21 protein-coding genes are annotated in these 26233 nt (G+C 68.0%); 4 read left to right on the top strand and 17 right to left on the bottom strand.

All coding sequences use genetic code 11. The annotated features are described in order from the left end of the window. Nucleotides 1–148: 148 nt before the first annotated feature. The 6 genes from pyk to gap all read right to left on the bottom strand — a co-directional run bounded on the left by pyk (nt 149) and on the right by gap (nt 8972). Nucleotides 149–1615 carry a pyruvate kinase gene (pyk, locus tag K4043_RS09235; RefSeq protein ID WP_123730337.1) on the bottom strand — a complete coding sequence of 489 codons (1467 nt, stop codon included), beginning with the start codon at nt 1613–1615 and terminating at the stop codon, nt 149–151. 213 nt (nt 1616–1828) lie between these two features. After that, nucleotides 1829–2470, bottom strand: a complete 642-nt coding sequence (locus K4043_RS09230) for an HAD-IA family hydrolase (RefSeq protein WP_265309080.1) — start codon at nt 2468–2470, stop codon at nt 1829–1831. Then, nucleotides 2467–3642: a phosphoglycerate kinase gene (locus tag K4043_RS09225; RefSeq protein ID WP_123730335.1), complete on the bottom strand. Its 1176-nt coding sequence runs from the start codon at nt 3640–3642 to the stop codon at nt 2467–2469. The genes K4043_RS09230 and K4043_RS09225 overlap by 4 nt, the downstream gene beginning before the upstream one ends. Nucleotides 3643–3756: 114 nt before the next feature. Then, nucleotides 3757–5127, bottom strand: coding sequence for a DUF3999 domain-containing protein (locus K4043_RS09220; protein ID WP_265309079.1), 1371 nt, complete (start codon nt 5125–5127; stop codon nt 3757–3759). After that, a complete protein-coding gene (locus K4043_RS09215; protein WP_265309078.1) occupies nt 5127–7793 on the bottom strand; it encodes a DUF2339 domain-containing protein in 2667 nt (888 codons plus the stop codon). The genes K4043_RS09220 and K4043_RS09215 overlap by 1 nt, the downstream gene beginning before the upstream one ends. 177 nt (nt 7794–7970) lie before the next feature. Continuing rightward, complete coding sequence (gene gap / locus K4043_RS09210) at nt 7971–8972, bottom strand: type I glyceraldehyde-3-phosphate dehydrogenase (RefSeq protein WP_019183902.1); 1002 nt, start codon at nt 8970–8972, stop codon at nt 7971–7973. Nucleotides 8973–9172: 200 nt separating this feature from the next. Between gap and K4043_RS09205 the strand changes: the two genes are divergently transcribed. Beyond that, complete coding sequence (locus K4043_RS09205) at nt 9173–9802, top strand: OmpW family outer membrane protein (protein WP_265309077.1); 630 nt, start codon at nt 9173–9175, stop codon at nt 9800–9802. Nucleotides 9803–9912: 110 nt separating this feature from the next. Here K4043_RS09205 and K4043_RS09200 read toward each other — a convergent pair whose 3' ends face one another. Beyond that, nucleotides 9913–10614: an aspartate/glutamate racemase family protein gene (locus K4043_RS09200; protein ID WP_265309076.1), complete on the bottom strand. Its 702-nt coding sequence runs from the start codon at nt 10612–10614 to the stop codon at nt 9913–9915. A 121-nt stretch (nt 10615–10735) separates the two neighbouring features. Between K4043_RS09200 and K4043_RS09195 the strand changes: the two genes are divergently transcribed. Together K4043_RS09195 and K4043_RS09190 are read left to right on the top strand one after the other, a co-directional pair. Continuing rightward, on the top strand, nt 10736–11551 hold the full coding sequence (locus K4043_RS09195) for a S1/P1 nuclease (RefSeq protein ID WP_265309074.1): 816 nt from the start codon (nt 10736–10738) through the stop codon (nt 11549–11551). A 10-nt stretch (nt 11552–11561) separates the two neighbouring features. Further along, on the top strand, nt 11562–12374 hold the full coding sequence (locus K4043_RS09190; protein ID WP_265309073.1) for an MBL fold metallo-hydrolase: 813 nt from the start codon (nt 11562–11564) through the stop codon (nt 12372–12374). Between the two features lie 33 nt (nt 12375–12407). Here K4043_RS09190 and K4043_RS09185 read toward each other — a convergent pair whose 3' ends face one another. The 3 genes from K4043_RS09185 to K4043_RS09175 are packed head-to-tail and all read right to left on the bottom strand — an operon-like array spanning nt 12408 to nt 14546. Further along, nucleotides 12408–12980 carry a hypothetical protein gene (locus K4043_RS09185; RefSeq protein WP_265309071.1) on the bottom strand — a complete coding sequence of 191 codons (573 nt, stop codon included), beginning with the start codon at nt 12978–12980 and terminating at the stop codon, nt 12408–12410. Beyond that, a complete protein-coding gene (locus K4043_RS09180) occupies nt 12977–14188 on the bottom strand; it encodes a TonB family protein (protein ID WP_265309070.1) in 1212 nt (403 codons plus the stop codon). The genes K4043_RS09185 and K4043_RS09180 overlap by 4 nt, the downstream gene beginning before the upstream one ends. Beyond that, the gene (locus K4043_RS09175) at nt 14181–14546 is read right to left on the bottom strand and encodes a BlaI/MecI/CopY family transcriptional regulator (RefSeq protein WP_265309068.1); all 366 of its coding nucleotides are present in this window, start codon (nt 14544–14546) and stop codon (nt 14181–14183) included. The genes K4043_RS09180 and K4043_RS09175 overlap by 8 nt, the downstream gene beginning before the upstream one ends. 235 nt (nt 14547–14781) lie before the next feature. Here K4043_RS09175 and K4043_RS09170 point away from each other — a divergent pair, with 235 nt between their 5' ends. Further along, nucleotides 14782–16734: an acetyl-CoA hydrolase/transferase C-terminal domain-containing protein gene (locus tag K4043_RS09170; protein WP_265309066.1), complete on the top strand. Its 1953-nt coding sequence runs from the start codon at nt 14782–14784 to the stop codon at nt 16732–16734. Between the two features lie 134 nt (nt 16735–16868). Here K4043_RS09170 and tkt read toward each other — a convergent pair whose 3' ends face one another. The 7 genes from tkt to K4043_RS09135 all read right to left on the bottom strand — a co-directional run bounded on the left by tkt (nt 16869) and on the right by K4043_RS09135 (nt 26232). Beyond that, nucleotides 16869–18878 carry a transketolase gene (tkt, locus tag K4043_RS09165; protein WP_123730324.1) on the bottom strand — a complete coding sequence of 670 codons (2010 nt, stop codon included), beginning with the start codon at nt 18876–18878 and terminating at the stop codon, nt 16869–16871. 151 nt (nt 18879–19029) lie between these two features. Then, the gene (locus K4043_RS09160; protein ID WP_123730323.1) at nt 19030–20373 is read right to left on the bottom strand and encodes a dicarboxylate/amino acid:cation symporter; all 1344 of its coding nucleotides are present in this window, start codon (nt 20371–20373) and stop codon (nt 19030–19032) included. Nucleotides 20374–20440: 67 nt separating this feature from the next. After that, nucleotides 20441–22144 (bottom strand): BatD family protein, encoded by a 1704-nt coding sequence (locus K4043_RS09155; protein ID WP_265309064.1) that lies wholly within the window; start codon nt 22142–22144, stop codon nt 20441–20443. Continuing rightward, a complete protein-coding gene (locus tag K4043_RS09150; RefSeq protein WP_265309063.1) occupies nt 22141–23850 on the bottom strand; it encodes a VWA domain-containing protein in 1710 nt (569 codons plus the stop codon). Before K4043_RS09150 ends, K4043_RS09155 begins: the two co-directional genes overlap by 4 nt. Further along, nucleotides 23847–24854 (bottom strand): VWA domain-containing protein, encoded by a 1008-nt coding sequence (locus K4043_RS09145; protein WP_265309062.1) that lies wholly within the window; start codon nt 24852–24854, stop codon nt 23847–23849. The genes K4043_RS09150 and K4043_RS09145 overlap by 4 nt, the downstream gene beginning before the upstream one ends. Beyond that, nucleotides 24851–25312, bottom strand: a complete 462-nt coding sequence (locus tag K4043_RS09140; RefSeq protein ID WP_265309060.1) for a DUF4381 domain-containing protein — start codon at nt 25310–25312, stop codon at nt 24851–24853. Before K4043_RS09140 ends, K4043_RS09145 begins: the two co-directional genes overlap by 4 nt. Further along, nucleotides 25309–26232: a DUF58 domain-containing protein gene (locus K4043_RS09135; protein WP_265309059.1), complete on the bottom strand. Its 924-nt coding sequence runs from the start codon at nt 26230–26232 to the stop codon at nt 25309–25311. Before K4043_RS09135 ends, K4043_RS09140 begins: the two co-directional genes overlap by 4 nt. Nucleotide 26233 lies beyond the last annotated feature (1 nt).

The raw sequence follows: 26233 nt of genomic DNA, 5'->3' as shown, positions 1-26233 counted from the left end.
TTCCTGTGGCGGGTGCGGGAAAACGCCAATTATAGACCCCGCCTCCCGTGAACTGGCCGTCCACGAAATCTGGAAACGATTCCATCTGAAACGACGAACCCGCGCGGCCGTGAGGCCACGCGGGTCCGGGTCTTTCGAGGTGGGTCGGTTAGAGTTCGCCGAGACCGCTCGCACGGCCGTCTTCGCCCACTTCCAGCAGGCGCAGCGTGTTGGTGGCGCCATGGGTTTCCATGTGCTCACCGCTGGTGAAGACGACGCGGTCGCCGCTCTGCAGCTGGTTCGCTTCGAACAGCAGGCGGATGCTGCCGCGCGCGGCTTCGCGCGGGGTCAGGCCGCGGCTGTCGAAGTTGATCGGGAACACATCGCGCATCAGCGCCATCTGGCGGCGGGCGCCGTCATGGCGGGTCACCGCGAACACCGGTGCCGAGGCACGGAAGCGCGACAGGTAACGCGCGGTGCCACCGGATTCGGTCATCGCCACGATCGCGCGCACGCCCACGTGCTGGGACAGGAACATGGTGGCCATGGCGATCGCCTGATCGGCACGTTCCAGGTTGCGCGGCGAGGCGCCGAAATCGGTCTCGGTCTGGAACTGGCGTTCGGCACCGAGGCAGATGCGCGCCATCGCTTCGACCGCCTTGACCGGGTACATGCCCGCGGCGGTTTCGGCCGACAGCATCACCGCATCGGTACCGTCGATGACCGAGTTGGCCACGTCCAGCACTTCGGCGCGGGTCGGGATCGGGCTTTCGACCATCGACTGCAGCATCTGGGTGGCGGTGATCACCACCTTGTTCTGCGCCAGCGAGGCCTTGATGATCTTCTTCTGCAGGCCCGGCAGTTCGGCATCGCCGATTTCCACGCCCAGATCGCCACGCGCGACCATGACCACGTCACTGGCGTCGACGATCTCTTCGAGGTTCTCGATCGCTTCGGTGCGCTCGATCTTGGAGACCAGCGCGGCGTAGCAGCCGTGCGACTCGGCGATCTCGCGCGCGTCGTTCATGTCCTGCGCGTTGCGGCAGAACGAAACGGCGATGAAATCCACGCCGATCTTGGCCACGATGCCGATCAGTTCTTTGTCGCGCTCGGTCAGCGCGCCCAGCGACAGGCCACCGCCCTGCTTGTTCAGGCCCTTGCGGTCGGACAGCACGCCATCGTTGAGCACCGTGTTGATGATGCGTTCGCCCTGCACTTCGATCACCTGCAGCTGCATCAGGCCATCGTCGAGCAGCAGCACGTCACCGGCGACCACGTCCTGCGGCAGGCCGAGGTAGCTCACGCCGACCTGGGTGGTGTCGCCCGGCGGCGGGGTGGCCGAGGCAACCAGGTCGAAGCGGTCGCCCGCCTTGAGCTTGATCTTGCCTTCAGCGAAACGCTCGATACGGATCTTCGGGCCCGGCAGATCGGCCAGGATGCCCACTTCCACGCCCACGCGGGCGGCGGCGGCACGTACATCGGCGGCGCGCTTGGCCTGCCCGGACGGGTCACCGTGGCTGAAGTTGAGGCGAACCACGTTCACGCCGGCGCGGAAGAGATCCTCCAGCACGCCCGGCGGGTCGGTTGCCGGTCCGAGGGTGGCAAGGATCTTGGTGCGACGCTGACGCTCAATCATGGTTAATGGGCTCCCGTTAAAGGAGTGAAATTAGCACACCCGTCACGTCCCATGAATACGATTACACCGCTGGCACGCTTGGGTTTCGCTGTTGTCCTGCAGACAGCCCGAGACGACCGGGCGGACAGTCGTTTGACCGCCCGGCGGCCAGCGCCAATCGCGGCGGGGCTTTGCGCAGGACATGCGGCGGCGTACGGATCGCCGCCGCGACCCTCAATCGATCAGGGTGAGCAGGTCGTCCGGTGCCTGCGCGAGGTGCGCCGCCCCGGCGACCGTGAGCTCTTCGGCACCGCCGAAGCCCCACAACACGCCGATATTGCGCAGACCGTGATGGCGGGCGCCTTCGATATCCATGCGCCGGTCGCCGATCATCCAGCACTCCGCAGGGGTCAGCGACAGCCGGTGCAGGGCCTCGGCGACCAGCTGCGGCTTCTCGCTGCGGCTGCCATCCGGGGTGGCCCCGATCACATCCTCGAAGCAGTCGCCGAACGGCAGGTGCTCGACGATGCGCCGGGCGTGTGGCTCGTTCTTGGCGGTGACGATCGCCAGCCGATGGCCGCGTTCCTTCAAGGCCTGCACGACCTGGCCGATCCGCGGGTAGACCTCGTGCTCGCGCCAGCCGACCACGTCGAAGCGCTCGCGGTAATACGTCACCGCCTGTTCGACCTGGGCCGCATCGTTGAACAACGGCGCGAAGCTGGTGCGCAGCGACGGCCCGATCCAGCGCCGCAGGTCCGCCTGCGGCGGAACCGGCAGGCCCATCTGGGTGAGCGCATGCGCCACGCACCCGGTGATCCCGACGGCCGAATCGATCAGCGTGCCGTCGAGATCGAAGAACAGCACATCGCGGCTCACGAGCCGCGGGCCTCCAGCGCGGCGACGGCCGGCAGGGTCTTGCCTTCCAGGAACTCCAGGAACGCACCGCCACCGGTGGAGATGTAGCTCACCTCGCCCGCGATGTCGTACTTGTCGACCGCGGCCAGGGTGTCGCCACCACCGGCGATCGAGAACGCCGGCGAGGCCGCGATGGCACGGGCCAGCGCCTCGGTGCCATGGCTGAAGGCCTCGAACTCGAACACGCCGACCGGGCCGTTCCAGACCACGGTGCCGGCCTTGGCGATCAGGCCAGCGTAGTGCTGGGCGGTATCCGGGCCGATATCCAGGATCAGGTCATCCTCGGCCACGTCGGCGACGGCCTTCACCGTGGCGTCGGCGTCCGGCAGGAACTGCTTGGCCACGACCACGTCGGTCGGCAGCGGGATGTCGGCGCCACGCGCCTTGGCATCGGCCACGATCTTCTTCGCAGTGTCCAGCAGGTCCGGCTCATACAGCGACTTGCCGACCGAGTAACCGGCGGCCGCGATGAAGGTGTTGGCGATGCCACCGCCGACGATCAGTTGGTCGACCTTGCCGACCAGGCTGGAGAGCAGTTCGAGCTTGGTGCTGACCTTGCTGCCGGCCACGATCGCCAGCAGCGGCTGGGCCGGGGCGAGCAGCGCCTTGGCCAGCGCGTCCAGTTCGGCCATCAGCAGCGGACCGCCAGCGGCGACCGGAGCGAAGCGGATCACGCCGTGGGTGGAGGCCTGCGCGCGGTGCGCGGTGCCGAAGGCATCCATGACGAACACATCGCACAGCGCGGCGTACTTCTTCGCCAGCGCTTCATCGTCCTTGCCTTCGCCGACATTCATGCGGCAGTTTTCCAGCAGCACGATGGAACCCGGTGCGACGTCCACGCCATCGACCCAATCACGCACCAGCGGCACCTCGACCCCGAGCAGCTGCGACAGGCGCAGCGCCACCGGGGCCAGCGATTCGGCCTCGCTCCACACGCCTTCCTTCGGACGCCCCAGGTGCGAGGTCACCATCACGGCGGCGCCCTTCTCCAGCGCCAGCTTCAGCGTCGGCAGCGACGCGGTGATGCGCTGCTCGGAGGTGATCTGGCCGTTGTCGATCGGCACGTTCAGATCCTGGCGGATCAGCACGCGCTTGCCGGAGAGATCGAGGTCGGTCATGCGAACGATGGACATAAGCAACTCTTTGGCTCTGAAGAAGGAAGGGCGCCGTGCGGCGCAGACGATCATTGTCCCGGCTGCGCGGGTGCATCGCAAATCCATAACAGGGACGGAGGTAGTTAAGCGCGCTTAACTACCTCCGTCCCTGGGCGGCTGGCGCAGCAGGCTCACCGCGAACCCACCGACGATCAGTACGCCGATCACCAGCAACGCCCACAGCAGCCACTGTTTCCAGTCGCGCTGCGGGGCCACCGCGGCATCGCCGGCGAGGACTTCCGGTGCGCCCTGCACGGTGGCCTGCGCCGGTTGCCACTGCGCGCCATGCTGCTCGCGCAACTGCGCGACCACCGTGGCCACTGGCGCCTCCTGGCGTTCGGCACGGAGGCTGCCGGCGGCCACCGCAAACGGCGGCTCGCCCTGACTGAGGAAGACCAGCGCTTCGGGCTGATAGCCAAGCTTGAGTGTTGGCGCCGGCATCGACTGCGGCTGGCTGGCCACCAGCTTCCAGTAACGGTCACGCGTGCTGCGTGCCAGCGGCTGGGTCTGCGATTGGCGACGGTCGGCGGCGTCCTGCAGCTGATAGGCCACCCACGGGCCGGCGCGCACCTGCCACGGTTGATCGGCATCATCGCGGCTCAACAGCGTCCACTGCACCACGCTGTTGTCGGCGGTGGCGATATCGGCCTGCGCGATCGGGAAGCGCCCGTCCAGCTGATACTCGAATTCGCCGGGTTTGCCGGCGGTACCGGTCAGCGACTGCCAGCGCCACGCGATCGCCTGCGCGGCCGGCGCCAGCTCGGCCTGCACCGTGGACAGCGCCGGCAAGGCATCGGCGCCGATCGGCAGGATGCGGAAGTACTTGGCCTGGCGCGCGATCTCGATGCGGCGCTGCTGCAGACGGCGACCTTCGTACTGCAGGTCCACCAGCGGCACGTCGTCGGCGATGCGCAGCCAATCGCGCAGATCGTTGCTCATCTCCACGCGAACGCGCGCCTGCAGCGGCGACTGTGTCTGCCAGTCCAGGCGCAGCGCCTGCACGCCGGTCTTCAGCGCGCTGGCATCAATCAACCAGCCGGCCGGTTGCCCGGCCGCGCCACCGCGTCCCAGCCGCGCTTCCACCCGGCGCACGCTGCCGTCGGTATTGCGCTCTGTCAGCAGCTGCAGATCATCGCCGGAGGTGCCGGCCATCGGTGGCAATGGGAACCAGGACAGCGTCTGCCATTGCGGGGCCTGCGCCAGTGGCTGGTCGGCGGCCAGCAGTGCCGAGGGCAGTGCCTGGCCTTGTGCGTTGAACACCTGCACGTCGGCCAGGCGTGGCGACACCGCGGTGCGATAGACGCCCTCGTCCAGCGTCAGCCGGTAGGCACCGGCCTGCGGCTGCGCGAGCTGCAGCGGCCACTGCTGGCGATAGGCCTGGCGGTCATCGGTGACCTGGGCCTGGGCTTGCGCCAGCGCCGGAAGCGCCAGCGCGGTGAGGAGGATCAGCGGGCGAAAGGTCATCAAGACTGTGGCTCCACGGCGGGGTCCGGCGCGCGCGGCGGCGCCGGTGCCAGATAGCCCACGACCGTGCACAGCAGGCCGTAAGCGATGAAAGAAGAAATGCCCAGCAGGTTGCCCAGGTGCTGGCGGTCGATCAGCACCAGCTTGGCCAGCACCACGCCCATCAGCACCGCACCGACCAGCCACAGCGCGCGTTGCCCGCGGCGCGAGCCCCACACCCAGCTGATCACGCCGAGCACGCTCCACACCACGGTCAGGCTGGTCTGGGCCAGGGTCGAGGACCACAAGCGCTCGTTCCACGGCACCCCACCCCAGTGATGCACGGCGTGCAGGGTGATGCTGGTCAGGGCGACGAAGCCGGCAATCGCCAGCAGCGGTATGCGCACCGCACGCAGGCCATCCGGCGCCTGCGCGGACCACAGCCAGCGCGCGGCGAGCACCAGTACGGCGAGCTGCGCCAGTTCCACCGGGTTGAGCAGCGGCAGCCACGGCAGCGGTGCAGCGCCGGCCGGGACCAGCAACAGGCCCGCCCAGCTCACGCCAAGCACCGCGAACAACGTGCCCTGCAGCGGCGTGCGCATCGGATCGAAACGCTCGCCAAGCGGCACGGTCAGCCAGCGCCAGCGCAGCAGCGCCACTGCGGTGACGAGCAGCCACGGCAGCAGCATCAGGGCCAGGCCCCAGCCCTGTGCCAGCGCGAAACGGTCGGCCAGCCACAGGCAGGCCAGCGACACCACGGACGGCCACAGCAACCACCACAGGAACTGCGCCGCCAGCGACGTGCGGTCGTCGCCTGCGCGCAGACACCACAGGCTGCGCACGCCCAGCAGCGCGAACACCGCCCAGGCCAGTGCGCCATAACCGGCGAACGGCTGGTCATGCACGTCCGCTTGCCACAGCGCCAGCGGGAACGCGGCCAGCACCATCGCCAGCGTGGTGAGCACCAGTGCGCGTGCCGGCCAGCGCCGATGCATCTCGGCGGCCAGCCACCCGGTGACGGCCGCGGCGATCAGCAGCGCATCGGGTTCGCTGCGGTGCGCGACGAACCGCAGGATCTCGTGGGTGACACTGCCCAGCCACCACAGCAGGCCCCACAGGTAGTAGACGATGGCCGGTGCATCGCGCTGCGCACGGCGATAGCTGAAGGCCGCGGCAAAACCGGCCAGCGCCAGCAGCAGGCCGCTCATGAAGGTCGGGTTGGCAATGGCCGTGGCGTCAAGATGCCAGTAGTCCGCGCCGACCACGAAGCCGAACGCGGCCCCCAGCGTCAGCAACGCACCGGTGATCTGCGGCAGCCAGCGCTGCTGGCGCAGCCCGAGCCAGGCCAAGGCGGCCCCTTCCAGCGCGAACACGCTGGCGGTGGCCCGTGCAGACAGCGCCAGCGGCACCGCCAGCGTCGCAAAGCCCACCGCGAGTACCGCATGCGACTGCCCCAGCGCGGCATAGCGCTCGCGCTTGATCAGCGCCCACGCCAACCCCGCATACAACGCGGCCAATGCCAGCGAGCACAACGCCAGCAGCAGGCGGTCGTCATGCAGCAGGCCTGCCTGCAGCGAGAACGCGATCAGCGGCGTGCCGAACACCAGGCTGCCATCGATCAGGTCGCGCTTCTCCGCGCTTTGCCGACGCGCATAGAGGATCGGGATCAGCAGGTAGAAGGCGAAGAACAGCAGCAGGAACGGCTCGGTACTGGTGAACTTGTCCGCGCTGTACTGAAGCACGCCCCAGGCCGTACCGATACCGAAGGTGAAGGCGAAACCAAGCAGGTTCAGCGCGCGCCACGGGCGCCACCAGGCAATCGCCAGGATCGCCGCATTGAGCACCGCGTAATACGAGAACAGCGCGACATGGTTGCCGCTGCCGGTGGACAGCCAGATCGGCGCCATGAAGCCGGCCAGAATGCCGAGCACGGCCAGCGTGCGCGAGTTCTGCACCACCGCCAGCACCCCCATGCCAGCGACCAGCAGCACGCTGAGCGCGAACGCCGGTGCGGCGGGAATCAGGTCGTAGCGCTTGAACGCAGCGAAGATGGTCAGCAGCAGGATGCCGATCGCACCGCCCTGCAGCGCCAGCGCGAACAGGCGCCGGGTATCGCGCTGCACCCAGCCGAACACCAGCCCGGCCAGCGCCGCCAGCGCGATGGCGGCCAGGCGCAGCTCGATCGGTGCGTTCAACCAGCCCTGGTCGCTGGCGTACTTGAGCAGCGCGGCGACGCCGGCCAGCAGCACCAGCATGCCGATCTTGACCGGCACGTTGCCCTCGGTGAACCACTGTTTGAGGGTGCCGATAATGCGCTCGCCGATGCCGGGGCCTGGTGGTTCAACCGGTGCCACCGGCGGCGCGGGCCGGGGCGGCAGCGGGGGCGGCATCGTGGCTGCCGCTGCGGGGGCAGCGACGGCGTCCGGGGTCTGGACGGGCGTCTCGACCGCTGGCCGCATGGCGAAGTCCAGCGGCGCGGCCACGGTGTCCACGGATTCAATATCCGTCCACCGCAGCGGCCTTTCCGGTTCGCTCGGCGCCGGCGCGGCGTCCCAGGCAGACCCGGCCGCGCGGTGTTCCAGCGCGGCCACGCGACGGCGCAGGCCCGCGATCATCACCAGCGCCACGATCAGCAGCAGCGGGATCGCCAGCAGTACCAGCACCAGCAGGACAATCAGAGCTTCCATTCCAGGTCATCCTCAAGAGGTCGCCCCGGCTGCACCCGGCAGGCGCAGTGCCGGGGCACGCGAGCCATGCTAATGGATCGGCGGCACACGCGGGATCAAGGCCTGGCGCCCCCCCCTGAAACGACAGACCCCGGCACGGGGCCGGGGTCTGTGGAATGACGCAAGGGCAGCGCTGGCTTACGCAGCGACGACCTTGACCATTTCCAGGCACTTGTTGGAATAGCCCCATTCGTTGTCGTACCACGACACCAGCTTGACGAAGGTGCCATCCAGCGCGATGCCGGCATCGGCGTCGAACACCGAGGTGTGGGTTTCACCGCGGAAGTCGGTCGCCACGACCTTGTCTTCGGTGTAGCCCAGGATGCCCTTCAGCGCGCCTTCGCTCTGTGCCTTCACTTCAGCGCAGATCTCGGCGTAGGTGGCTTCCTTCTCCAGCTCGACGGTCAGATCGACCACCGACACGTCCGAGGTCGGCACGCGGAAGCTCATGCCGGTCAGCTTCTTGTTCAATTCCGGGATCACCACGCCGACGGCCTTGGCCGCACCGGTGGAGGACGGAATGATGTTTTCCAGGATGCCACGGCCACCGCGCCAGTCCTTGTTGGACGGGCCATCGACGGTCTTCTGGGTGGCGGTCGCGGCGTGCACGGTGGTCATCAGGCCACGCTTGATACCCCACTTGTCGTTGATGACCTTGGCCAGCGGGGCCAGGCAGTTGGTGGTGCACGATGCGTTGGAGACGATCGCCTGGCCGGCGTAGGTCTTGTCGTTCACGCCGAACACGAACATCGGGGTGTCGTCCTTCGACGGCGCCGACAGGATCACCTTCTTGGCGCCCGCATCGATGTGCTTCTGCGCGGTTTCCTTGGTCAGGAACAGGCCGGTGGATTCGATCACGACGTCCACGCCGACTTCGTCCCACTTCAGGTTGGCCGGATCGCGTTCCTGGGTCAGGCGGATCTTCTTGCCGTTGACCAGCAGGTCGTTGCCGGAGACCTCCACGTCGGCCTTGAAGCGGCCATGCACGGAGTCGTACTTCAGCATGTACGCCAGGTAGTCCGGCTCCAGCAGATCGTTGATGGCGACGATTTCGATGTCATTGCCGAAGTTCAGCACGGCCGAGCGCAGCACGTTGCGCCCGATGCGACCGAAACCGTTGATGCCAACCTTGATTGCCATGTTCACAAGCTCCTGCAGCCGCGACGGTGCGGCGCCGATGGAAAGGGGCGTTCATTCTAGCAGGGCCGGAACCGGCCCGGCCCGAGGCAGACGAATGGGAACCGGTTACAACGGTAAATACCCGGATTGATCCGGATCAAGGCGCGCAGGCGCATGGACGGGAAAACTGGCGCCATTCCAACCCGCCACGAGACCGTCTCATGCGCAAGACCTCCCCCCTCCTGCTCTCCAGCCTGGCCGCCGCCCTGGCGCTGGCCGCCGCCCCCGCCATGGCCCAGTCCAAGGGTGACTGGACGATCGGTGCCGGCGTGCACCAGGTTGCCCCGAAGTCCAACAACGGCTCGCTGGCCGGCGGCACGCTGAAGGTCGACGTCGACAACGACATCAAGCCGACCATCACCGGTGAGTACTTCATTGCCGACAACCTGGGCATCGAGCTCCTGGCCGCGCTGCCGTTCAAGCACGACATCAACATCGCCGGCCTGGGCAACGTGGGCAGTACCAAGCATCTGCCGCCGGTGGTGTCGCTGCAGTATCACTTCAACAGCAAGGGCAAAGTCTCCCCGTTCCTGGGCGCCGGCATCAACTACACCACGTTCTTCAGCGAGAAGACCGGCGGCGCGTTGGCTGGCAGCAAGCTGAAGATGGAAGACTCCTGGGGTCTGGCCGCCCATGCCGGTCTGGATTTCGCGATCAACGACAAGGGCTCGCTGCGCGTGGATGTACGCTGGATGGACATCGACAGCAAGGTAAAGCTCGACGGCGAAAAGATCGGCACCGTCAACATCGACCCGCTCGCCTACGGCGTGTCGTACGTGTTCAAGTTCTGATCGGCGGATCAGAACCCAACAAGGCAACACCCTCGCAGCAAGACAGTTTCCCCGGCTTCGGCCGGGGTTTTTTTCGTTCTTCTTCCAGCTGCGGGGCGTGACGTTCGCGGTTACCCTGCAGAGAGAAGATGCCGTCCCGCCGCCTGCGCATGCAGCGTGGTCGTATCGAACACCGGGACCGTTGCATCCTGCGCGCCGACCAGCAGCATGATCTCCGTGCACCCCAGGATGATGCCCTGTGCACCGCGGTCCACCAGTCGCTGCATCACCGCCCGGCAGGTCTCGCGCGATGCGGGCAGCACCTGCCCCTGCACCAGCTCGTCATAGATGATCCGGTGCACCGCCGCGCGGTCATCGGCCTCGGGAACCAGCACCTCCAGGCCGTGCGCCTGCGCGAGCCGCCCCGTGTAGAAATCCTGCTCCATGGTGAACGCGGTGCCCAGCAACCCCACCCGTTGCAGCCCGGCGGCCTTGATCGCCTCGGCCGTGGGATCGGCGATGTGCAGCAGCGGAATCGCGATACCCGCCTGCACCGCGTCGGCCATGCGGTGCATCGTGTTAGTGCAGATCACGATGGCCGTCGCACCCGCGCCCTGCAGGCGCTGGGCCGCATCGATCATCCGCTGGGTGGCGGTGTCCCAGTCGCCTGCATGCTGAAGTGCCTCGATCTCGGCGAAATCGAACGACCACAGCAGGATCCGGCCCGAGTGCAGGCCGCCCAAGGTGTCGCGCACCTGCGCGTTGATCAGGCGGTAATAGTGGGCCGAGCTTTCCCAGCTCATGCCGCCGATCAGGCCAACGATGTGGGCCATGGGGTGATGCCTCCATTCGCCCGGCAATGGGCACCCGACGAGCCTAGCCCAAGCTGACTGGCGCCGCAGCCGGCCAGATCCCGGCAAGCCCGCGCGCGGCCGGCCCGCTAGAATGCCGCGGATGAAAATGCCTTCCCTGCTCCCGGCCACCGCCCTCGCGCTGGCCCTCACCTTCGTTTCCACCGATGCCCTGGCCTGGGGCGCACAGGGCCACCGCCTGGTGGCGCGGATCGCCGAAACCCGGCTGACCCCGCAGACCCAAGCCGAGGTTGACCGTCTGCTCGCTGCCGAGCCGGACCCGACACTGCACGCCATCGCCCCTTGGGCCGATCAGCTGCGCGCCAAGGATCCGGACCTGGGCAAGCGCTCGGCCGGCTGGCACTACGTCAACATCGGCGAAGACGATTGCCACTATGAAGTGCGCAAGCACTGCAAAAACGGCAACTGCGTGGTCGAGGCGCTGAAGGTGCAGACCGCGATTCTCGGCGACCGCAGCAAGTCCGATGCAGAGCGCGCCCAGGCGCTGAAGTTCGTCGTGCATTTCGCCGGTGACATCCACCAGCCGATGCATGCCGGCTACGGCCACGACAAGGGCGGCAACGATTTCCAGGTGCAGTTCAACAACCGCGGTACCAACCTGCACTCGCTGTGGGACAGCGGCATGCTGAACGAGCAGACGCTGGACGACGACCAGTACCTCAAGCGCCTGCTCGCCCTGCCCACGCCCGCATTCGGCAAGCGCTCCAACATCACTGTCGACGCCGTGCAGTGGGCCGAAGCGAGCTGCCGGATCGCCATTGCACCTGGCGTTTACCCGGACAAGCGTACGCTGGGCCCCAGCTATGCGGCGACCTACCGCCCGGTCGCCGAGCGCGAGCTGCGCGTGGCCGGTGAACGCTTGGCCGTGCTGCTCAACGACACCCTGGGCAAACGCTGAGGTCAGCACCATGTCACTGCACGTCGCCAGTTTCTTCCACCCGGACAGCCACACCTTCAGTTACGTGGTGCATGACCCGGCGACGTTGCAGGCGGCGGTGATCGACCCCGTGCTGGATTACGACCCGGACACCGCTGCACTCGGTGCCGGGCCACTGCAGCCGCTGCTTGCCCATGTGCGCGAGCACGGGCTGCAGGTGCGCTGGCTGCTGGACACCCACGCCCACGCCGATCACATCAGCGCCGGGCGCTGGCTGAAATCCCAGTGGTCGGACGCGACGCTGGCGATGGGCCAGGGCATCGTGCAGGTGCAGCGCACCTTCGCGCCACGCTATGCGCTGGATGTACCGACCGATGGCTCGCAGTTCGACCATCTGTTCACCGATGGCGAGCGCTTCACCCTCGGTGATATCGACGCCGAAGTGATCGCAGTGCCGGGGCACACCAGCGACAGCGTCGCCTATCGCATCGGCGATGCGCTGTTCACCGGCGATTCGTTGTTCATGCCGGACGGCGGCACCGCCCGCTGCGACTTTCCGGGCGGTGATGCGGGACAACTGTACCGCTCGATCCAGCGGATGCTGGCATTGCCCGATGCGACCCGTGTGTTCATCTGCCATGACTACGGCCCGGGCGGCCGCGAGGTCGCCAATCAGACCACCATCGGCGAGCAACGCGCGCACAACATCCACCTGCATGACGGCGTCAGCGAAGCCGAGTTCGTTGCTACCCGGCAGGCACGTGATGCCACGCTGGCCGAACCAAAGCTGATGGACGCTTCAATGAAGGCGAACATCCAGGGCGGCGCCCTTCGCGGCGGATAGGGATCCCGCCGCGTGATGAGGCATCGCGTCCGGCTACTTCGCCCGCGTCCCGCTGCGCACGGTCGCCTTGCCTTTCACGATTTCGAAGGTGAAGGCATACAGCAGGCTGACCGGGACAGGTTCGATGCGCGCGGCATCCTTGCAATCGCCCCGGTTCGCTGGAACCTTCCCCTCCGCGAAGTGACACACCGCTGCGGGTACGTACTGCCAGACCGCCACCGCATCCTGCGCTGACTGCAGCAACGGCGCATTCTCAGGGGCATTGCCAGCGGCGCATTCGTCACGGTCCTGCACCGGCAGACTTCGCTCCACGCGGCCCTGGGCATCGATGACCAACTGCAGACACACCGTCGTGGGCGCAAGCTCACTGCGCGGATCGCGATCGCCAAGCACCGGGTCCGGGCCGGCATTGAGCTGCGGCATCCGGTAGCCTTCGGCGGCCTTCAGCTGGTAGCTCGCCGTCTGCGCAGTACCCGTGCCGCTGGCCGGATCCAGGCGCTGATGCCCGACATTCTCTGCCCGCGTGTCCACTGACGTAAGCGTCTCATGGGTGGCACAGCCAGCCATCAACAGCGCTGCCAGTGCGGGGACGCAAGGCTGCCTCATGGCGTTGGCACCTCGTCATCCATGGCAAAGGTGACCGGAACCTTCAACGCCGATGCCACGGCCTTGCCATTCCTGATCGCCGGCTCGAAGGTCCATTGCTTCGCCGCAGCGACCGTCGCCTCATCGAACACACCCGCCGGAGTCGCCTCCAGCACGCGTACGTTGGTCGCCTTGCCTTCGGCATCGATGTCCACCCGCACCACGACCTTGCCGACGATGCTCTGCTCGAAGGCGATCTTCGGGTATGACGGCGGCGGCATCTTGTGGGCGATGGCATTGCGATCGGCCAGCTCTGCGCCCTGGCCGATCCCGCTGGCGGGGACGCCGCCGCTGCCCTGACTCGCCCACGCTACCGTGCACAGCCCCACGCACAGCCCGACCACCAGCACCTGCCCGGTCAACCACGGCAACGCCTTCGGCTTGTGTTCCTTCAACATGGCAATCCGCTCCTTCAACATCGGTTGGCTGCGCCAGTGGCAGGCCATCGGGGCAACCGGGTGGACCAACTGCGCCTTGAGCAGCGCGTTGGCGTAAAGCCGGCGCAGCGCCGGATGCGGGTCGACCGTGCGCGCGTCGCAGGCCAGTTCCTGATCCCGCACGAACCGGCGCGCCGCCCACGGCAGCAACGGGTGGAACCAGAACACGCAGCGCAGCGCGGCCAGCGCGGCGTTTGCCCAGGGATCGCCATGACGGCGGTGGCTGTGTTCATGGCGCAGGATCAGGTCCTGCTCGGCAGGGCTGAACCGCTGCTCGAAGTCGGGGCCGACCACGATCCGCGGCCGCCACAGGCCGACCAGCGCCGGCAGGCCCGGGTCGCCACTGGCCTGCCAGCTGCCATCCGTACGCGGCTGCAGCGTGCCCAGGGCCTGCGCGAAGCGGCGCTGCGCGCGCCAGCTGACGCAGGCCATCGCCACCGCGCCCAGCAACCACACCGCCAACAGCAGCAGCGCCCACTGCGAGGCATCGGTGGGCACGGCAGGCGCGCGCAGCGCCGAGGCCATGACCATCACCGGCGCCGTTTCGCTGATCGGCAGCTGCGGCAGTGGCAGGCACGGGGCGACCAGCATCAGCGGCAACAGCCACCAGCTGCGATACGCCAGGGCGGCGCCCCCCAAATGCAGCAGCACAGGCCGTGCGGCGGCCACCACGAGCGCCGCGACCGCCAGCCACACGCTGGCCTGCAGCAGTCCATCGAGCAGGTCAGTCATGGTCCAGCGCCTGGATGAGTTGCTTCAGTTCGGCGATGTCCTGCGCGCTGAGCTCGCCGCGCTGGCTGAAATGCGCCACCAGTGGCGCCACGCGACCATCGAAGACCCGGCCCAGGAAGCCTTCGCTCTGTTCGGCCACCCAGGCCTGGCGCTGCAGCACCGGCGAATACAGATAGCGACGCCCGTCGCGGCTGGCGCTGACCGCCCCTTTGGTCAGCAACCGGTTAAGCAGGGTCTTGATAGTGGGCTCGGCCCAGTCGCGACTGGCCAGCGCGGCGACCACCTCGTCGGCGCCCAGCGGGTGGCTGCGCCACAGCACATCCATCACCACAGCTTCGGCTTCACTGATCTGGCTCATCATTTACACCCGTAATCGACAACTCGATTACGCCCGTAATCAGCGTGTGTGTCAACCCTTCGACAGCCGGTTCATGCAGCCGCTGCCAGCATCGGTCCATGCCCCACGACACGCTCGATGAGACACGACCCAACGGTCGCGCGAAGCCGGGACTGCAGCGCGCCGTGCCCGCGTCGCCGTCTGTTCAAACCCGAAATGCTGTAATGGCCCGCATGATTTCGCAGGATAGCGCCGCATGACCGAACACCTGACCGACCTGGACGCCGCCGTCGACTGGCTGCTGCAGCGGGTCGATGGCCCCCTGCGCATTGGCGCCCCGCTCGCCCTGGGCAAGCCGCACCGGCTGCTCAACGCGCTGTACGCCCGTGTGGAAAACGACGCCTCGCGACCGCTGCAGGTGTACACCGCACTGTCGCTGAACCCGCCGCGCGGCGGTGCCGGGCTGGAAGCACGCTTCATGAAGCCCTTCGCCGAACGTCATTTCGGTGAGGACTTCCCGCGCCTGGCCTACGCCGATGCGATGGTGCGCGACCAGCTGCCGGCGCATGTGCAGGTGGAAGAGTTCTATATGCAGTCCGGCGCATTGTTGAATTCCTCGCAGGCCCAGCGCAGCTACACCAGCCTCAACTACACGCACGCCGCCGATGCGGTGGCCCAGCGCGCGCCGCATGCGATCGTGCAGAAAGTGGCGATGCGCGCGAATGATCGGCGCCTGTCGCTGTCGTGCAACAACGACATCACCCAGGACACGCTGGATGCGATGGTCGCCCGCGGGCTGCCCCGGCCGTTGATGATCGCCGAGATCGATCCGCAGCTGCCGTATCTGGCCGGCTCGGCCACGGTGGATGTGTCGTTCTTCGATCTGGTGATCACCCCGCCGGGGCCCTACCCGGCGCTGTTCGGACTGCCCCGCCAGCCAGTCAGCGATGCCGATTACGCGATCGGCCTGTACGCCAGCACGCTGGTGCGCGATGGTGGCACGCTGCAGATCGGCATCGGCACGCTGGCCGATGCGCTCAGCCATGCGCTGGTGCTGCGGCATACCGACAACGCGCGTTACCGCCAGATTCTGCAGGCGCTGGATCCCGGCCTGGCCAGCCACCCCACCGTGCTGGAGTGCGGTGGCCTGGAGCCGTTCGAGATCGGTCTGTACGGCTGCAGCGAAATGCTCAACGAAGGCTTCCGCCGGCTGGTCCAGACCGGGGTGATCCGGCGCAAGGTGCATGACGATCTGGCGTTGTTGCAGCGGATCGAGAACGGCACCGCCTGGACCACCGACTACGCCACGCTCGAGGCCGAGGGCGAATACCTGCACGGCGCGTTCTATCTGGGCTCGCCGGAGTTCTACCAGTGGCTGCGCGATCTGCCTGATGAGGAACGCAGCGCGATCGGCATGCGCCGCATCAGTGAGATCAACCAGCTCTACGGCGGCGATGAAACGCTGGAGCGGATGCAGCGCCGCGATGCACGCTTTTTCAACTCCTGCATGATGGCCACCGCGCTCGGCGCGGCCGTTTCCGATGCGCTGGAAGACGGCCGCGTGGTCTCCGGCGTGGGCGGCCAGTACAACTTCGTGGCGATGGCGCATGCCCTGCCGGGCGCCCGCAGTGCGCTGATCTTCCGCGCCACCCGCGAGGACAAGGGCGTACTGCACTCCAACGTGCGCTGGAACTACGGACACACCACGATTCCGCGGCATCTGCGCGACCTCTACATCAACGAGTACGGCATCGCCGACCTGCGCAACATGACCGACGAGGACTGCGTGATCGCCATGGCTGCGATCACCGACGCGCAGTTCCAGGCCGCGTTGCTGGACAAGGCGAAGGCGTCGAAGAAACTGGCGACTGGTTTCACTGCGGCCGGTGATGGGCAGCGCAACACGGCCGCCGCCGTCAGTGCCGCACTGGCACCGTTCCGCCAGTCCGGACTGCTGCCGGACTACCCACTGGGCAGTGATTTCACCGAGGTCGAGCAGCATCTCGTCAAAGCATTGGGCTGGCTCAAACAGAACACCCAGACGCCGATGGCCAAGCTGCGCACGGTGCTGTCCGCCATCGCCCAACCCGCCGGTGATGGCGATCAGGCCTATCTGCAGCGGATGGGGCTGGAGGCGCCGAAGACGTTCGGCGAACGCATCGAGGCGCGGTTGCTGCGGCTGGGGTTGGCGCGCACCGCAGCCGGGTGATGTAGATCCACGCCATGCGTGTATCTACCCTCGATCAAGGATGGCGTGGTGTTTGCCCTTCGTACAAACGAAAAGGCCGGGGAATCTCCCCGGCCTTTCGCGTTGCAGCTACCGGGCAGCGCCCGGCGCCACCATCAGTTCGCCAGCTGCGCCTTGGCCGCAGCCACGACGTGCTCGGCAGTGATGCCGAAGTGCTTGTACAGCGCCTCCGCCGGGGCCGACGCACCGAAGGTGTCGATACCCACCACCGCACCGTCCAGGCCCACGTACTGGCGCCAGAAACCGGTGACGCCGGCTTCCACGGCCACGCGGTTGCGCACGGCGTTGGGCAGCACGGACTCACGGTAGGCCGCGTCCTGACGCTCGAAGACGTCGGTCGACGGCATCGACACCACGCGGGTCTTGATGCCGGCGGCATCCAGTTCCGCCTTGGCGGTCACGGCCAGGCCGACTTCCGAACCGGTGCCGATCAGGATCACGTCCGGCACGCCACCTTCCGCATCGGCCAGCACGTACCCACCGCGCGCGATCTGGGCGACCTGCTCGGTGCTGCGCGGCTGGTGCGGCAGGTTCTGACGGCTGAAGACCAGACAGCTCGGGCCATCCTTGCGGGTGATCGCGGCCTTCCAGCTGACCGCCGATTCAACCGCATCGCACGGGCGCCACACATCGTTGTTCGGGATGTAGCGCAGCGAGGCCAGATGCTCCACCGGCTGGTGGGTCGGGCCGTCTTCGCCCAGGCCGATCGAATCGTGCGTGTACACGTGGATCGCGTGGGCCGGGATCAGCGCGCTCATGCGCACGCCGTTGCGGGCGTAATCGCTGAACACCAGGAAGGTGGCGTCGAACGGAATGAACCCGCCATGCAGGGCCAGGCCGTTGGCGATGGCGGTCATGCCGAACTCGCGCACGCCGTAGTACACGTAGTTGGCGTTCGGGTCATCGGTGGCAACCGACTTGCTGGCCTTCCACAGGGTCAGGTTGGAGTGCGCCAGATCGGCCGAACCGCCCACCAGTTCCGGCAGCAGCGGCGCGAACGCTTCGATCGCCAGCTGCGAGGCCTTGCGCGAGGCGATGGTCTGGCCATCGGCCTGGACCTGGGCGATGTAGGCATCGGCCTTGGCGATGAAATCGGCCGGCAGCTCGCCGTGCGAACGACGGATCAGCTCATCGGCTTCGGCCGGGAACTGCGCGGCGTACTTGTCGAACTGCTGTTCCCACTCGGCCTGGCGCAGGGTGCCGGTGCCGCCGGCACGCCAGCCGGCGTAGATCTCTTCGGGAATCTCGAACGGGCCGTACGGCCAGCCCAGCTGCTTGCGGGTCGCTTCCAGCTCATCCTTGCCCAGCGGGGCGCCGTGGCTGGATTCCTTGCCGGCCTTGTTCGGCGAACCGAAGCCGATGGTGGTGCGGCAGCAGATCAGGGTCGGCTTGTCGAACTGCGACAACGCGCTGTCGATGGCGGACTTGATGCTGTCCGGATCGTGGCCATCGACGCCGCGCACCACGTTCCAGCCATAGGCTTCGAAACGCTCGGGGGTGTTGTCGGTGAACCAGCCATCGGTGTTGCCGTCGATGGAGATGTGGTTGTCGTCCCAGAAGCAGACCAGCTTGGACAGGCCCCAGGTGCCGGCCAGCGAGGCGGCTTCATGCGAGATGCCTTCCATCAGGCAGCCATCGCCCAGGAACACCCAGGTGCGGTGGTCGACGATCTCGTGTTCCGGGCGGTTGTAGCGCTGTGCCAGCAGCTTCTCGGCCAGGGCGAAGCCCACGGCGTTGGCCAGACCCTGACCGAGCGGACCGGTGGTGGTTTCCACGCCGGGGGTTTCATGGTGTTCCGGGTGGCCGGCGGTCTTGCTGCCCAGCTGGCGGAACTGCTTGAGCTGCTCGATCGGCAGGTCGTAGCCGCTCAGGTGCAGCAGCGCGTACTGCAGCATCGAGCCGTGGCCGTTGGACAGCACGAAGCGGTCGCGGTTGAACCACTTGGGATTCTTGGGGTTGTGACGGAGGTAGTCGTTCCAGAGCACTTCGGCGATGTCGGCCATGCCCATCGGCATGCCGGGATGACCGGACTTGGCGGTTTCGACCGCATCAGCGGCAAGGAAGCGGATGGCATTGGCCAACTGGCGGCGGGTAGGCTGCGTCATGGTTCTGTCGGAATCGGGAGGCGGCCGCGAACGTGCGGGCGGCCCATTGTCCCACAGCTGATCGGCCGGGTCAGGCCAAAGACAGGCCCGGCCCTTAACGACGACGCCCCGCACAAGGCGGGGCGTCGGGAACCACCAGACCTGCGCAGGCTCAGTCGCGCGGAGCCGGCGCGGGTGCCGGGGCCACCGCGGCCACGACCGGGCCGTCGTCCACCTCGCCCTTGGCCACCAGGGTGGTGAGGGCCAGATCCCCGGTGACGTTCAGCGCGGTACGGCACATGTCCAGGAAGTGGTTCACGCCCAGGATCAGGCCGATGCCCAGCGGGTTCACGCCGACCATGGCGCAGATCATCGCCACCACCGGCAGCGAGCCGGAGGGCACGCCGGCGGTGCCGATGCCGCCCAGGATGCAGACCGCCATCACCATGATCTGCTGGCCGATGCTCAGGTCCACCCCGAAGAACTGCGCCAGGAAGATCACCGTCACGCCCTCGAACAGCGCCGTGCCGTTCTGGTTGGCGGTGGCGCCCACGGTCAGCACGAAGCGCGAGACTTTCTGCGGCAGGCCCATCTGGTCGGCCACGCGCAGCGCGGTCGGCAGGGTGGCGTTGCTGGAGGCAGTGGAGAAGGCCATCACGGTGGCCTCCTGGGTATCGCGGAAGAACGCCAGCGGCGAGCGGCCGGACAGCCACACGGCCACGCCGTAGGTCACCACCATGTGCAGGCCCAGCGCCAGCACCACCACGCCCACGTACGCGCCCAGGCGGATGATCAGCTCGAAGCCGAACAACGCGGCCAGGTTGAACATGAAGCAGGCCACCGCGTACGGGGCCAGGCGGATGACCAGGTTGATCAGGGTCATCGAGACTTCGAAGATGCCTTCGATGGCACGACGCAGCGGGGCCACCTTCTCTTCGGGCGAGAGCACCATGCCGATGCCGAACATCAGTGCGAAGAACATCAGCGACAGGATCGCGCTGTTGCTGGAGGCCGCCTCGACCACGTTGCCCGGCACGATCGACAGCAGCATGTCCATGCCCTTCGGCGTGCCATGGATACCGGCGACGATCTCCTTGCTGCGCTCTGCATTCTCGGCCAGCATCTGCGCGGCCACGACCGGGTCCACGCCCACGCCGGGCTTGAGCACATTGACCAGCACCAGACCGATGCCCACGGCGATGCCGGACAGCACGATGGTGTAGGCCAGCGTCTTCCAGCCGATGCGGCCGAGGGCGCGGATGTCGCCCATCTCCGACACGCCCATGATCAGCGCCGAGAAGATCAGCGGCACGATGAGCATGAAGATCAGATTGAGGAACAGGCCCGACGCCGGGCTGGTGATGTAGTCCATCACCCACTTGGCCACGCCGCTCAGGCCGTCAACGGTGCCGCCGAGGGCATGCACGGTCAGCCCGAGGACCAGGCCGATGATGAAGCCAATGCCCATTTTCCAGTGCAAAGGCAGTTTCTGCCGGGTCGTTGCGGCCTCAGTCATGGAGCGGCGTTCCTCGAAAAAATGAAATCAGCTTAGCAAAGCCAGCCACCCTGACCGACACGCCTTTTTATGAATGCGCGGATGGGTACAACGGCGCAAGGCCATTGTTCTGGGCGGCCGCATGCGCCCGCCAGTGTGGTCCGTCATGGAAGGCGCGCCGCAGGTCCTGTCGGGCCTGGCCGACATCGCCGCCCTGCCCGCCCCAACGGACCTGCTGCATCTGGACCAACGCCTCGCGCTGCTGCGCGTCGTCGAGGCGCGCCAGCACCTGCTCCAGGGTGTGCACACCGCCCATGCCCGCCAGCACCGCGATGATCTCGTCCAACCCGCCCGCTTCCATGGCCCGGCGCAGGTCGGCGCGGGTGTACGCGCTCCCTGCCGCGGCGACGGGAACGACCCCTTCGGCACTGCGCACGGCAACAGGACGACGGCGACGTCGCCAGTCCCAGACCAGGGTCAGCAGCCACAGCACGGCCAGGCCCGCGGACAGCGCTATCCAGCCCCAGGGCCGTGGCGCGCCCTGCGCCGGCGCCAGCTGCAGATCGGTAGAGGCCGCTGCCGGTTCGCCCGGCAGCGCCGAGGTGGTGTCCACCGGCAGGGTGGGTGCGGCACTGCCGGCGCCCCCGGCGGCGATGTCCAGTTGCAGGTCCGGCAGGGTGGCGCTGCGCGGTTGACCGGCGGCCACGTCCCACCACGCCATGCGCAGGCCCGGGACCGTCAGCGGCCCAGCCTGGCGCGGCACGATCGCAAAGCGCCGGGTCAGCGTGAGCTGCGGAGTGTTGCCATTGAAGGTTTCATCGAACTGCGGCGGCTCGGCGAACACCTGCGCGCCCGGGCCCACATCGGGCACCGGCAGCTCCGGGAACTGCGCCTTGGTCGCGCCCTCGGCCACGGCCTCCACCACCACGGTGGCCGCTTCACCGGCACGGCCGGTGGTCGGCGCGGCGGTGTAGCGCAGGCGCAGCCCATGCAGTGGCAGCCACGGTTGGGGTGCCGAGGCTGGCTGCGCTTGGACCTGCAGCGTGCGCTGGGCCGAGGCCGCGCGCAGCCGGCCATCACCGCCGAACATGTCGTTGAAGAAGCCGCCCGCACTGCGCCCATTGAACTGCGCGGCCGGCAGCACCAGCGGCCCACTGCGCTCGGGGATCAGCAGAAAGCGCCGCTCCACCACGTTGTAGCGGCGGCCGTTGACCTCGCGTACCTGGCTGCGGTCATCGCCCACCCGCTGCAGCGATGCACCGGCCGGCGTATCGAGCACCAGCTCACCGCTGAGCAGTTGCGCGGCGTAGAACAGCCGCACCACCACGCCCACGCTCTGCTGCACATAGGGTGTGGAATCGTCGACCTCGGTTTCCAGGAAAACGGCGGCATTGCTGCCGGCCGCCGCCGGGGCTGCGGCGCTGCTGGCAGCGACCTGCAGGGTCAGCGGCTGGGTCCGGCTGCTGCCCACCTGCAGGGCGGGAATCTGCAGCGTGCCACTGCGCCTGGGAGTGAGCAGCACGGCATACAGCGCGCGCGAGGTCGTCGCGCCGTTGCTCCACTGCACCTGGCGGCTGCTGGTCTGGCTGCTGAGATCGAAGTCGGTCCGCAGCGGGCCATAATCCGGCGCGCCGCCGCCCGCATCGGATTCGATGTTCAGGGTGACGGTATCGCTGTCGGTGATCTGTTCGCGGTCGAGCCAGGCGCGGGTCTGCGCATGCGCGGCCATGCTCGCGCACAGCAGCAGGGCAAGCCCGGCGCGCAACCCGCGCTGTATCGTGGAATGTGTCATCGCCCTTCCCGTTTCCTGCGTTCGTTTTCCAGCTGGAACTTGGCCCGCAGCAGGCTGCCCGGGTCGTCCGGTACCCGCCGCATCCAGGCCTCTACCGCCTGCTGCTGCTCGCGCTGCTGCGGGGTGCCGCTGACCTGGCCCTGCGCCTTGTCGGTGCCGTCGTTCTTCCCTTGGCGCTGCATCGCCTGCTGCATGCGCTCGCGCTGGGCCGCGTCGGCCTCGGCCTGCGCCTGGCTGTCGGCAGCTTGCGGCGACTTCTCGCCCTGGGAGCGGCCATCCTTCGGATCACCGGACGAGGGCGGCGGTGACTGCCCGTCTTTACCCTGCCCCTGGTTCTTGCCGGCGTCGGGCTTGTCGGGCGGCTTCTTTCCGTCCTTCTGATCGCTGTTCTGGTCGTTGTTCTGCGGTGGCTTGCGCTTGCGTGCGGCATCGACCGCAGCGCGATTGGCGACCGCATCCGCCATGCCCGGGTGCGCTTTCAGCGCACGGTCGTAGGCATCGATGGCGGCGTCGTACTGGCCCTGTCGCGCCAACGCATTGCCCAGGTTGTACCAGCCTGCGTCCGTATCGATGCCCTCGAACTGCTGCTGGGCCGCCTTGAAGTCGCCCTTGCGGTACGCATCCACCCCCGTGGACAGGCGCTGCTGGTCGACCTGATCGGCGCGCTGCCACCACGTCCGCTCGGCGGCGTGTGCCGTCGTCGGCATCGCCATCGGCAGCGCCGCCATCATCACCAGCGCCACGAGCAGACCGCGGCGGCGGAACGCGAACAGTGCCAGCAGCATCAGCGGCGGCAGCAGCCAGAAGCCTTCATCGCGCCACGTGCGGCCCTGCCCTTCCCGGCTGTCATCGGCACTGACCCGCGGGGTCAACACGTCCAGCGCCGCGAGATCCTTGTCATCGGAGGCGATACGCGCATAGCGGCCGCCGCCACGGCTGGCGACACCCCGCAGCGTGCCCTCCTCCAGCCGCGCCGGCACGATCTGGCCCTCGCCGTTGCGGTAGGCCGCGCCCTGCGGCGTGCCCAGACCGAGCACGGAGACCACGAAGCCCTGCGCACGTGCCGAGGCCGCGGCCTGTTCGGCATCGGCGTCGGCGCGGTCAGTCAGCAGCAGGATGTCGCCGCTGCGCGCGCCGGATTGCTGCAGCAGCTTGACTGCCGTTTCCAGCGCCCGATCGGCACGCTGGCCATCGCGTGGCATGACATCCGGTGCAAGCGCATCCAGATACAGCGCGACATTGGCCATGTCGTCGGTCAGTGGCGCTACGGTGTAGGCATCATCGGCGTACACCAGCAAGGCAATTTCGCCGCCCTGGCGCTCGCGCAGCAAGGTGGCCAGCTTGGCGCGCGCCTGCAGCAGCCGCGACGGCGGCAGATCGGTCGCGGTAACGCGCGAGGAGAGGTCCAGTGCAACCACCAGCGGCGACGGCGTCTGCCACAACGGCTGGGCGACCTGCCGCCACGACGGCCCGGCCAGCGCCACGATGGCGATCGCTGTGCCGAGCAGCAGCAGGATCAACCCACCCCAGGCGCGGCGGTCGCGGCCAACCAGCAGATGACGCAGCAGATGGGCATCGACCGTCTGCCGCCACACATTGCTGCGCCGCCGGCGCAGCCACCAGATCGCCACCAGCAGCGGCAGCGCCAGCAGCGCCCACAGCGCCTCGGGGCGCACAAAATGCAGGACATCCCAGCTTATGTTCATCGCCAACGCCTCGGCAGCAGCCAGGCCAGGCCGGCCAGCAGCAGTGCCAACGCCAGCGGCATCGCATAGCGCTCGATCCGCGGCCGCACCGCGGGTCCGGCCGATTTCACCGGCTCCAGGCGTTCCAGTTCGGCATAGATGCCGGCCAGCTCATTGGTATTGCGCGCCCGGAACGAGCGGCCGCCGGTGAGCTCGGCAATCTTGTTCAAGGTGGCCTCGTCGACCGGATCCTCGCCCGGGGCGATCTGCACGCCAAACAGACTGATGCCGCCGTCACCGCCGAAGGCCACGGTATAGACGCGCACGCCTTCGGTCTGGGCCAGCTCGGCCGCACGCAGCGGCTCAAGCACGCCGGCGTTGCTCACACCGTCGGTAAGCAGGATCAGCACGCGTTGGCCTTCGGGTTGTTCGCGCAGGCGTTTGACCGCCAGCGCGATCGCATCGCCAATGGCGGTCTCACGCCCGGCCAGGCCGACCACGCTGTCGCGCAGCTGATCGCGCACACTGGTGAGGTCGGCGGTCAATGGGGTCAGCGTATAGGCACGTTCACCGAAGATCAGCAGGCCCACCCGATCGCCCACTCGGCGGTCGAGGAAGTCGGCCAGCACGGCCTTGGCCGCCGTCAGCCGCTCCACCACCTGGTTGCCAAGCATCATGTCCGCTTCGCTCATGCTGCCGGACACGTCCACCGCGAGCATCATCTGCCGGCCCTGCTGCGGTGGCGTCACCGCCTCACCCAACTGCTGCGGTCGCGCGGCGGCCACGCACAGGCAGGCCCACGCCAGCCATAGCAGCGCGCGACCCAATCGTGGCCCGGGACCGCCCGAAGCAGCCCCGAGCGATTGCAGCTGATCGGCGGCATACGGCACCCGCAACGCGGCACCTGCACCGGGGCGCGAGGGCCACCAGCGCATCAGGATCGGTAGCGGCAACGCCACCAGCATCCACGGCCAGGCCAAGCCGTCGAGCCAGCTCAACCATGCCGGCAATGTGACCGCGATCATCGGCGCCGCTCCGTCAGCAGCGACAGATAGCGGCGGCGTGCGAGGACGCGCAACCGCTGCACCGCTTCGGCGTCGACACTCGGCCGATAGCCGCCATCGAGCAGCAGCGCGCCGTCGCCCTCGGAAAAGGCCCGGCTGTTCTTCTCGTCCAGGAACGCCAGCCATGCGTCGCCCTGCAGACGTTCCGCCCCGGGCTGGTATTGACGTGCGGCGCGGCGCAGCAACTCGGCGATGGCCGCCACTTCCAGCACCGGCGAACCGGCCTGGGATACCTGGGCATCGAACAGATCGAGCCAACGCTGGCGTGCACGTCGCCGGCGCCATTGCCACGCCCAGATCGCCGCCACCACCAGCATGATCGCGGCAAATACCAGCCACCAGCCCGGTGCGGGCGGCCACCACGACGGGGAGGCTGGCAGTTGCACATCGCGCAACGGCAACGACGCCGCGGCGCTCATGCCACCACCGCGGTCGGCAGCGGGCTCAACCAGCTGTCGCTGGCGTCATCGGTGGCCACCACGTGCACCTGGATGCGGCGCGCAGCCAGGCCGTTCTGCAGCGCTTCCAGCGGTGCCACGAAACGATCGCGCCAGTGTTCGCGCACCGCTGCGCTGCCCAGATCGAGCAGCACCCGGCGGCCCTGCGAAAGAAATGGCAATGCCTCGGCCGGCGGCGCCAGCTCCAGCGGATCGACCAGCAGCATCACCACCACTTCGTGGTGCATGGCCAGTGCGGCCCAGCGTGCACTGCTGATCGTCGCGGCGCGCGCCGGATCGGCCAGCACCACCACGCGTGCGCCGGGGCGAAGCAGCCGCGCCGCCTGCTCCAGGGCACGATCCAGGCCGGCATCGTCGGCGGGCGGTTCGGCATACCAGCGGGTCAAGGCATCGAGCACGCGCAGCACACCCCGGGTGCCGCCGGCCGGTGCGATCGGCGGCTCCTGAGTGCTGCCGCGCACGGCAGCCAGGCGATCGCCTTGGCGCTGCGCCAGCCACGCCGCGACCGCGCCGACGCGCGCGGCCTGCACGGATTTGAAGCGGACCCGGGTGCCGAAATACAGCACCGGGTCGGTATCGGCGACGAGCAGCGTCAAACGCTCGCGCTCGGCCTGGAAGAGTTTGGTATGTGCGCGCCCGGTGCGCGCGGTGACGCGCCAGTCGATATGCCGCGCGTCATCGCCCGGCACGTACTCGCGCGACTCGGCGTATTCCATGCCGCGCCCGCGCGCGGGCGACGGTGCACTGCCGGCATGACCGAGCCGGCCTCGCCTCGCCGGCGGTGCTCGATGCGCACTGCGCCGCAGCGCGACCAGTTCGGCCAGGCGCGGCTGCAGGCCATCGCCGTCAAGCGGCGTGGCGGGATGCGCGGGCACGTCCATG

It is taken from the genome of Stenotrophomonas sp. SRS1 (assembly GCF_026130205.1).
GTDB lineage: Bacteria > Pseudomonadota > Gammaproteobacteria > Xanthomonadales > Xanthomonadaceae > Stenotrophomonas > Stenotrophomonas rhizophila_B.
Note: the sequence above shows the minus strand (reverse complement) of the source record. Positions and strands in the feature narration are given on the sequence as shown.

What these genes read in the sequence shown, in the direction of transcription:
- pyk (WP_123730337.1), bottom strand. Translation starts at nt 1,615, where the DNA reads ATGATTGAGCGTCAGCGTCGCACCAAGATCCTTGCCACCCTCGGACCG.
- K4043_RS09225 (WP_123730335.1), bottom strand. Translation starts at nt 3,642, where the DNA reads ATGTCCATCGTTCGCATGACCGACCTCGATCTCTCCGGCAAGCGCGTG.
- K4043_RS09220 (WP_265309079.1), bottom strand. Translation starts at nt 5,127, where the DNA reads ATGACCTTTCGCCCGCTGATCCTCCTCACCGCGCTGGCGCTTCCGGCG.
- K4043_RS09215 (WP_265309078.1), bottom strand. Translation starts at nt 7,793, where the DNA reads ATGGAAGCTCTGATTGTCCTGCTGGTGCTGGTACTGCTGGCGATCCCG.
- gap (WP_019183902.1), bottom strand. Translation starts at nt 8,972, where the DNA reads ATGGCAATCAAGGTTGGCATCAACGGTTTCGGTCGCATCGGGCGCAAC.
- K4043_RS09205 (WP_265309077.1), top strand. Translation starts at nt 9,173, where the DNA reads ATGCGCAAGACCTCCCCCCTCCTGCTCTCCAGCCTGGCCGCCGCCCTG.
- K4043_RS09200 (WP_265309076.1), bottom strand. Translation starts at nt 10,614, where the DNA reads ATGGCCCACATCGTTGGCCTGATCGGCGGCATGAGCTGGGAAAGCTCG.
- K4043_RS09195 (WP_265309074.1), top strand. Translation starts at nt 10,736, where the DNA reads ATGAAAATGCCTTCCCTGCTCCCGGCCACCGCCCTCGCGCTGGCCCTC.
- K4043_RS09190 (WP_265309073.1), top strand. Translation starts at nt 11,562, where the DNA reads ATGTCACTGCACGTCGCCAGTTTCTTCCACCCGGACAGCCACACCTTC.
- K4043_RS09185 (WP_265309071.1), bottom strand. Translation starts at nt 12,980, where the DNA reads ATGAGGCAGCCTTGCGTCCCCGCACTGGCAGCGCTGTTGATGGCTGGC.
- K4043_RS09180 (WP_265309070.1), bottom strand. Translation starts at nt 14,188, where the DNA reads ATGACTGACCTGCTCGATGGACTGCTGCAGGCCAGCGTGTGGCTGGCG.
- K4043_RS09175 (WP_265309068.1), bottom strand. Translation starts at nt 14,546, where the DNA reads ATGAGCCAGATCAGTGAAGCCGAAGCTGTGGTGATGGATGTGCTGTGG.
- K4043_RS09170 (WP_265309066.1), top strand. Translation starts at nt 14,782, where the DNA reads ATGACCGAACACCTGACCGACCTGGACGCCGCCGTCGACTGGCTGCTG.
- tkt (WP_123730324.1), bottom strand. Translation starts at nt 18,878, where the DNA reads ATGACGCAGCCTACCCGCCGCCAGTTGGCCAATGCCATCCGCTTCCTT.
- K4043_RS09160 (WP_123730323.1), bottom strand. Translation starts at nt 20,373, where the DNA reads ATGACTGAGGCCGCAACGACCCGGCAGAAACTGCCTTTGCACTGGAAA.
- K4043_RS09155 (WP_265309064.1), bottom strand. Translation starts at nt 22,144, where the DNA reads ATGACACATTCCACGATACAGCGCGGGTTGCGCGCCGGGCTTGCCCTG.
- K4043_RS09150 (WP_265309063.1), bottom strand. Translation starts at nt 23,850, where the DNA reads ATGAACATAAGCTGGGATGTCCTGCATTTTGTGCGCCCCGAGGCGCTG.
- K4043_RS09145 (WP_265309062.1), bottom strand. Translation starts at nt 24,854, where the DNA reads ATGATCGCGGTCACATTGCCGGCATGGTTGAGCTGGCTCGACGGCTTG.
- K4043_RS09140 (WP_265309060.1), bottom strand. Translation starts at nt 25,312, where the DNA reads ATGAGCGCCGCGGCGTCGTTGCCGTTGCGCGATGTGCAACTGCCAGCC.
- K4043_RS09135 (WP_265309059.1), bottom strand. Translation starts at nt 26,232, where the DNA reads ATGGACGTGCCCGCGCATCCCGCCACGCCGCTTGACGGCGATGGCCTG.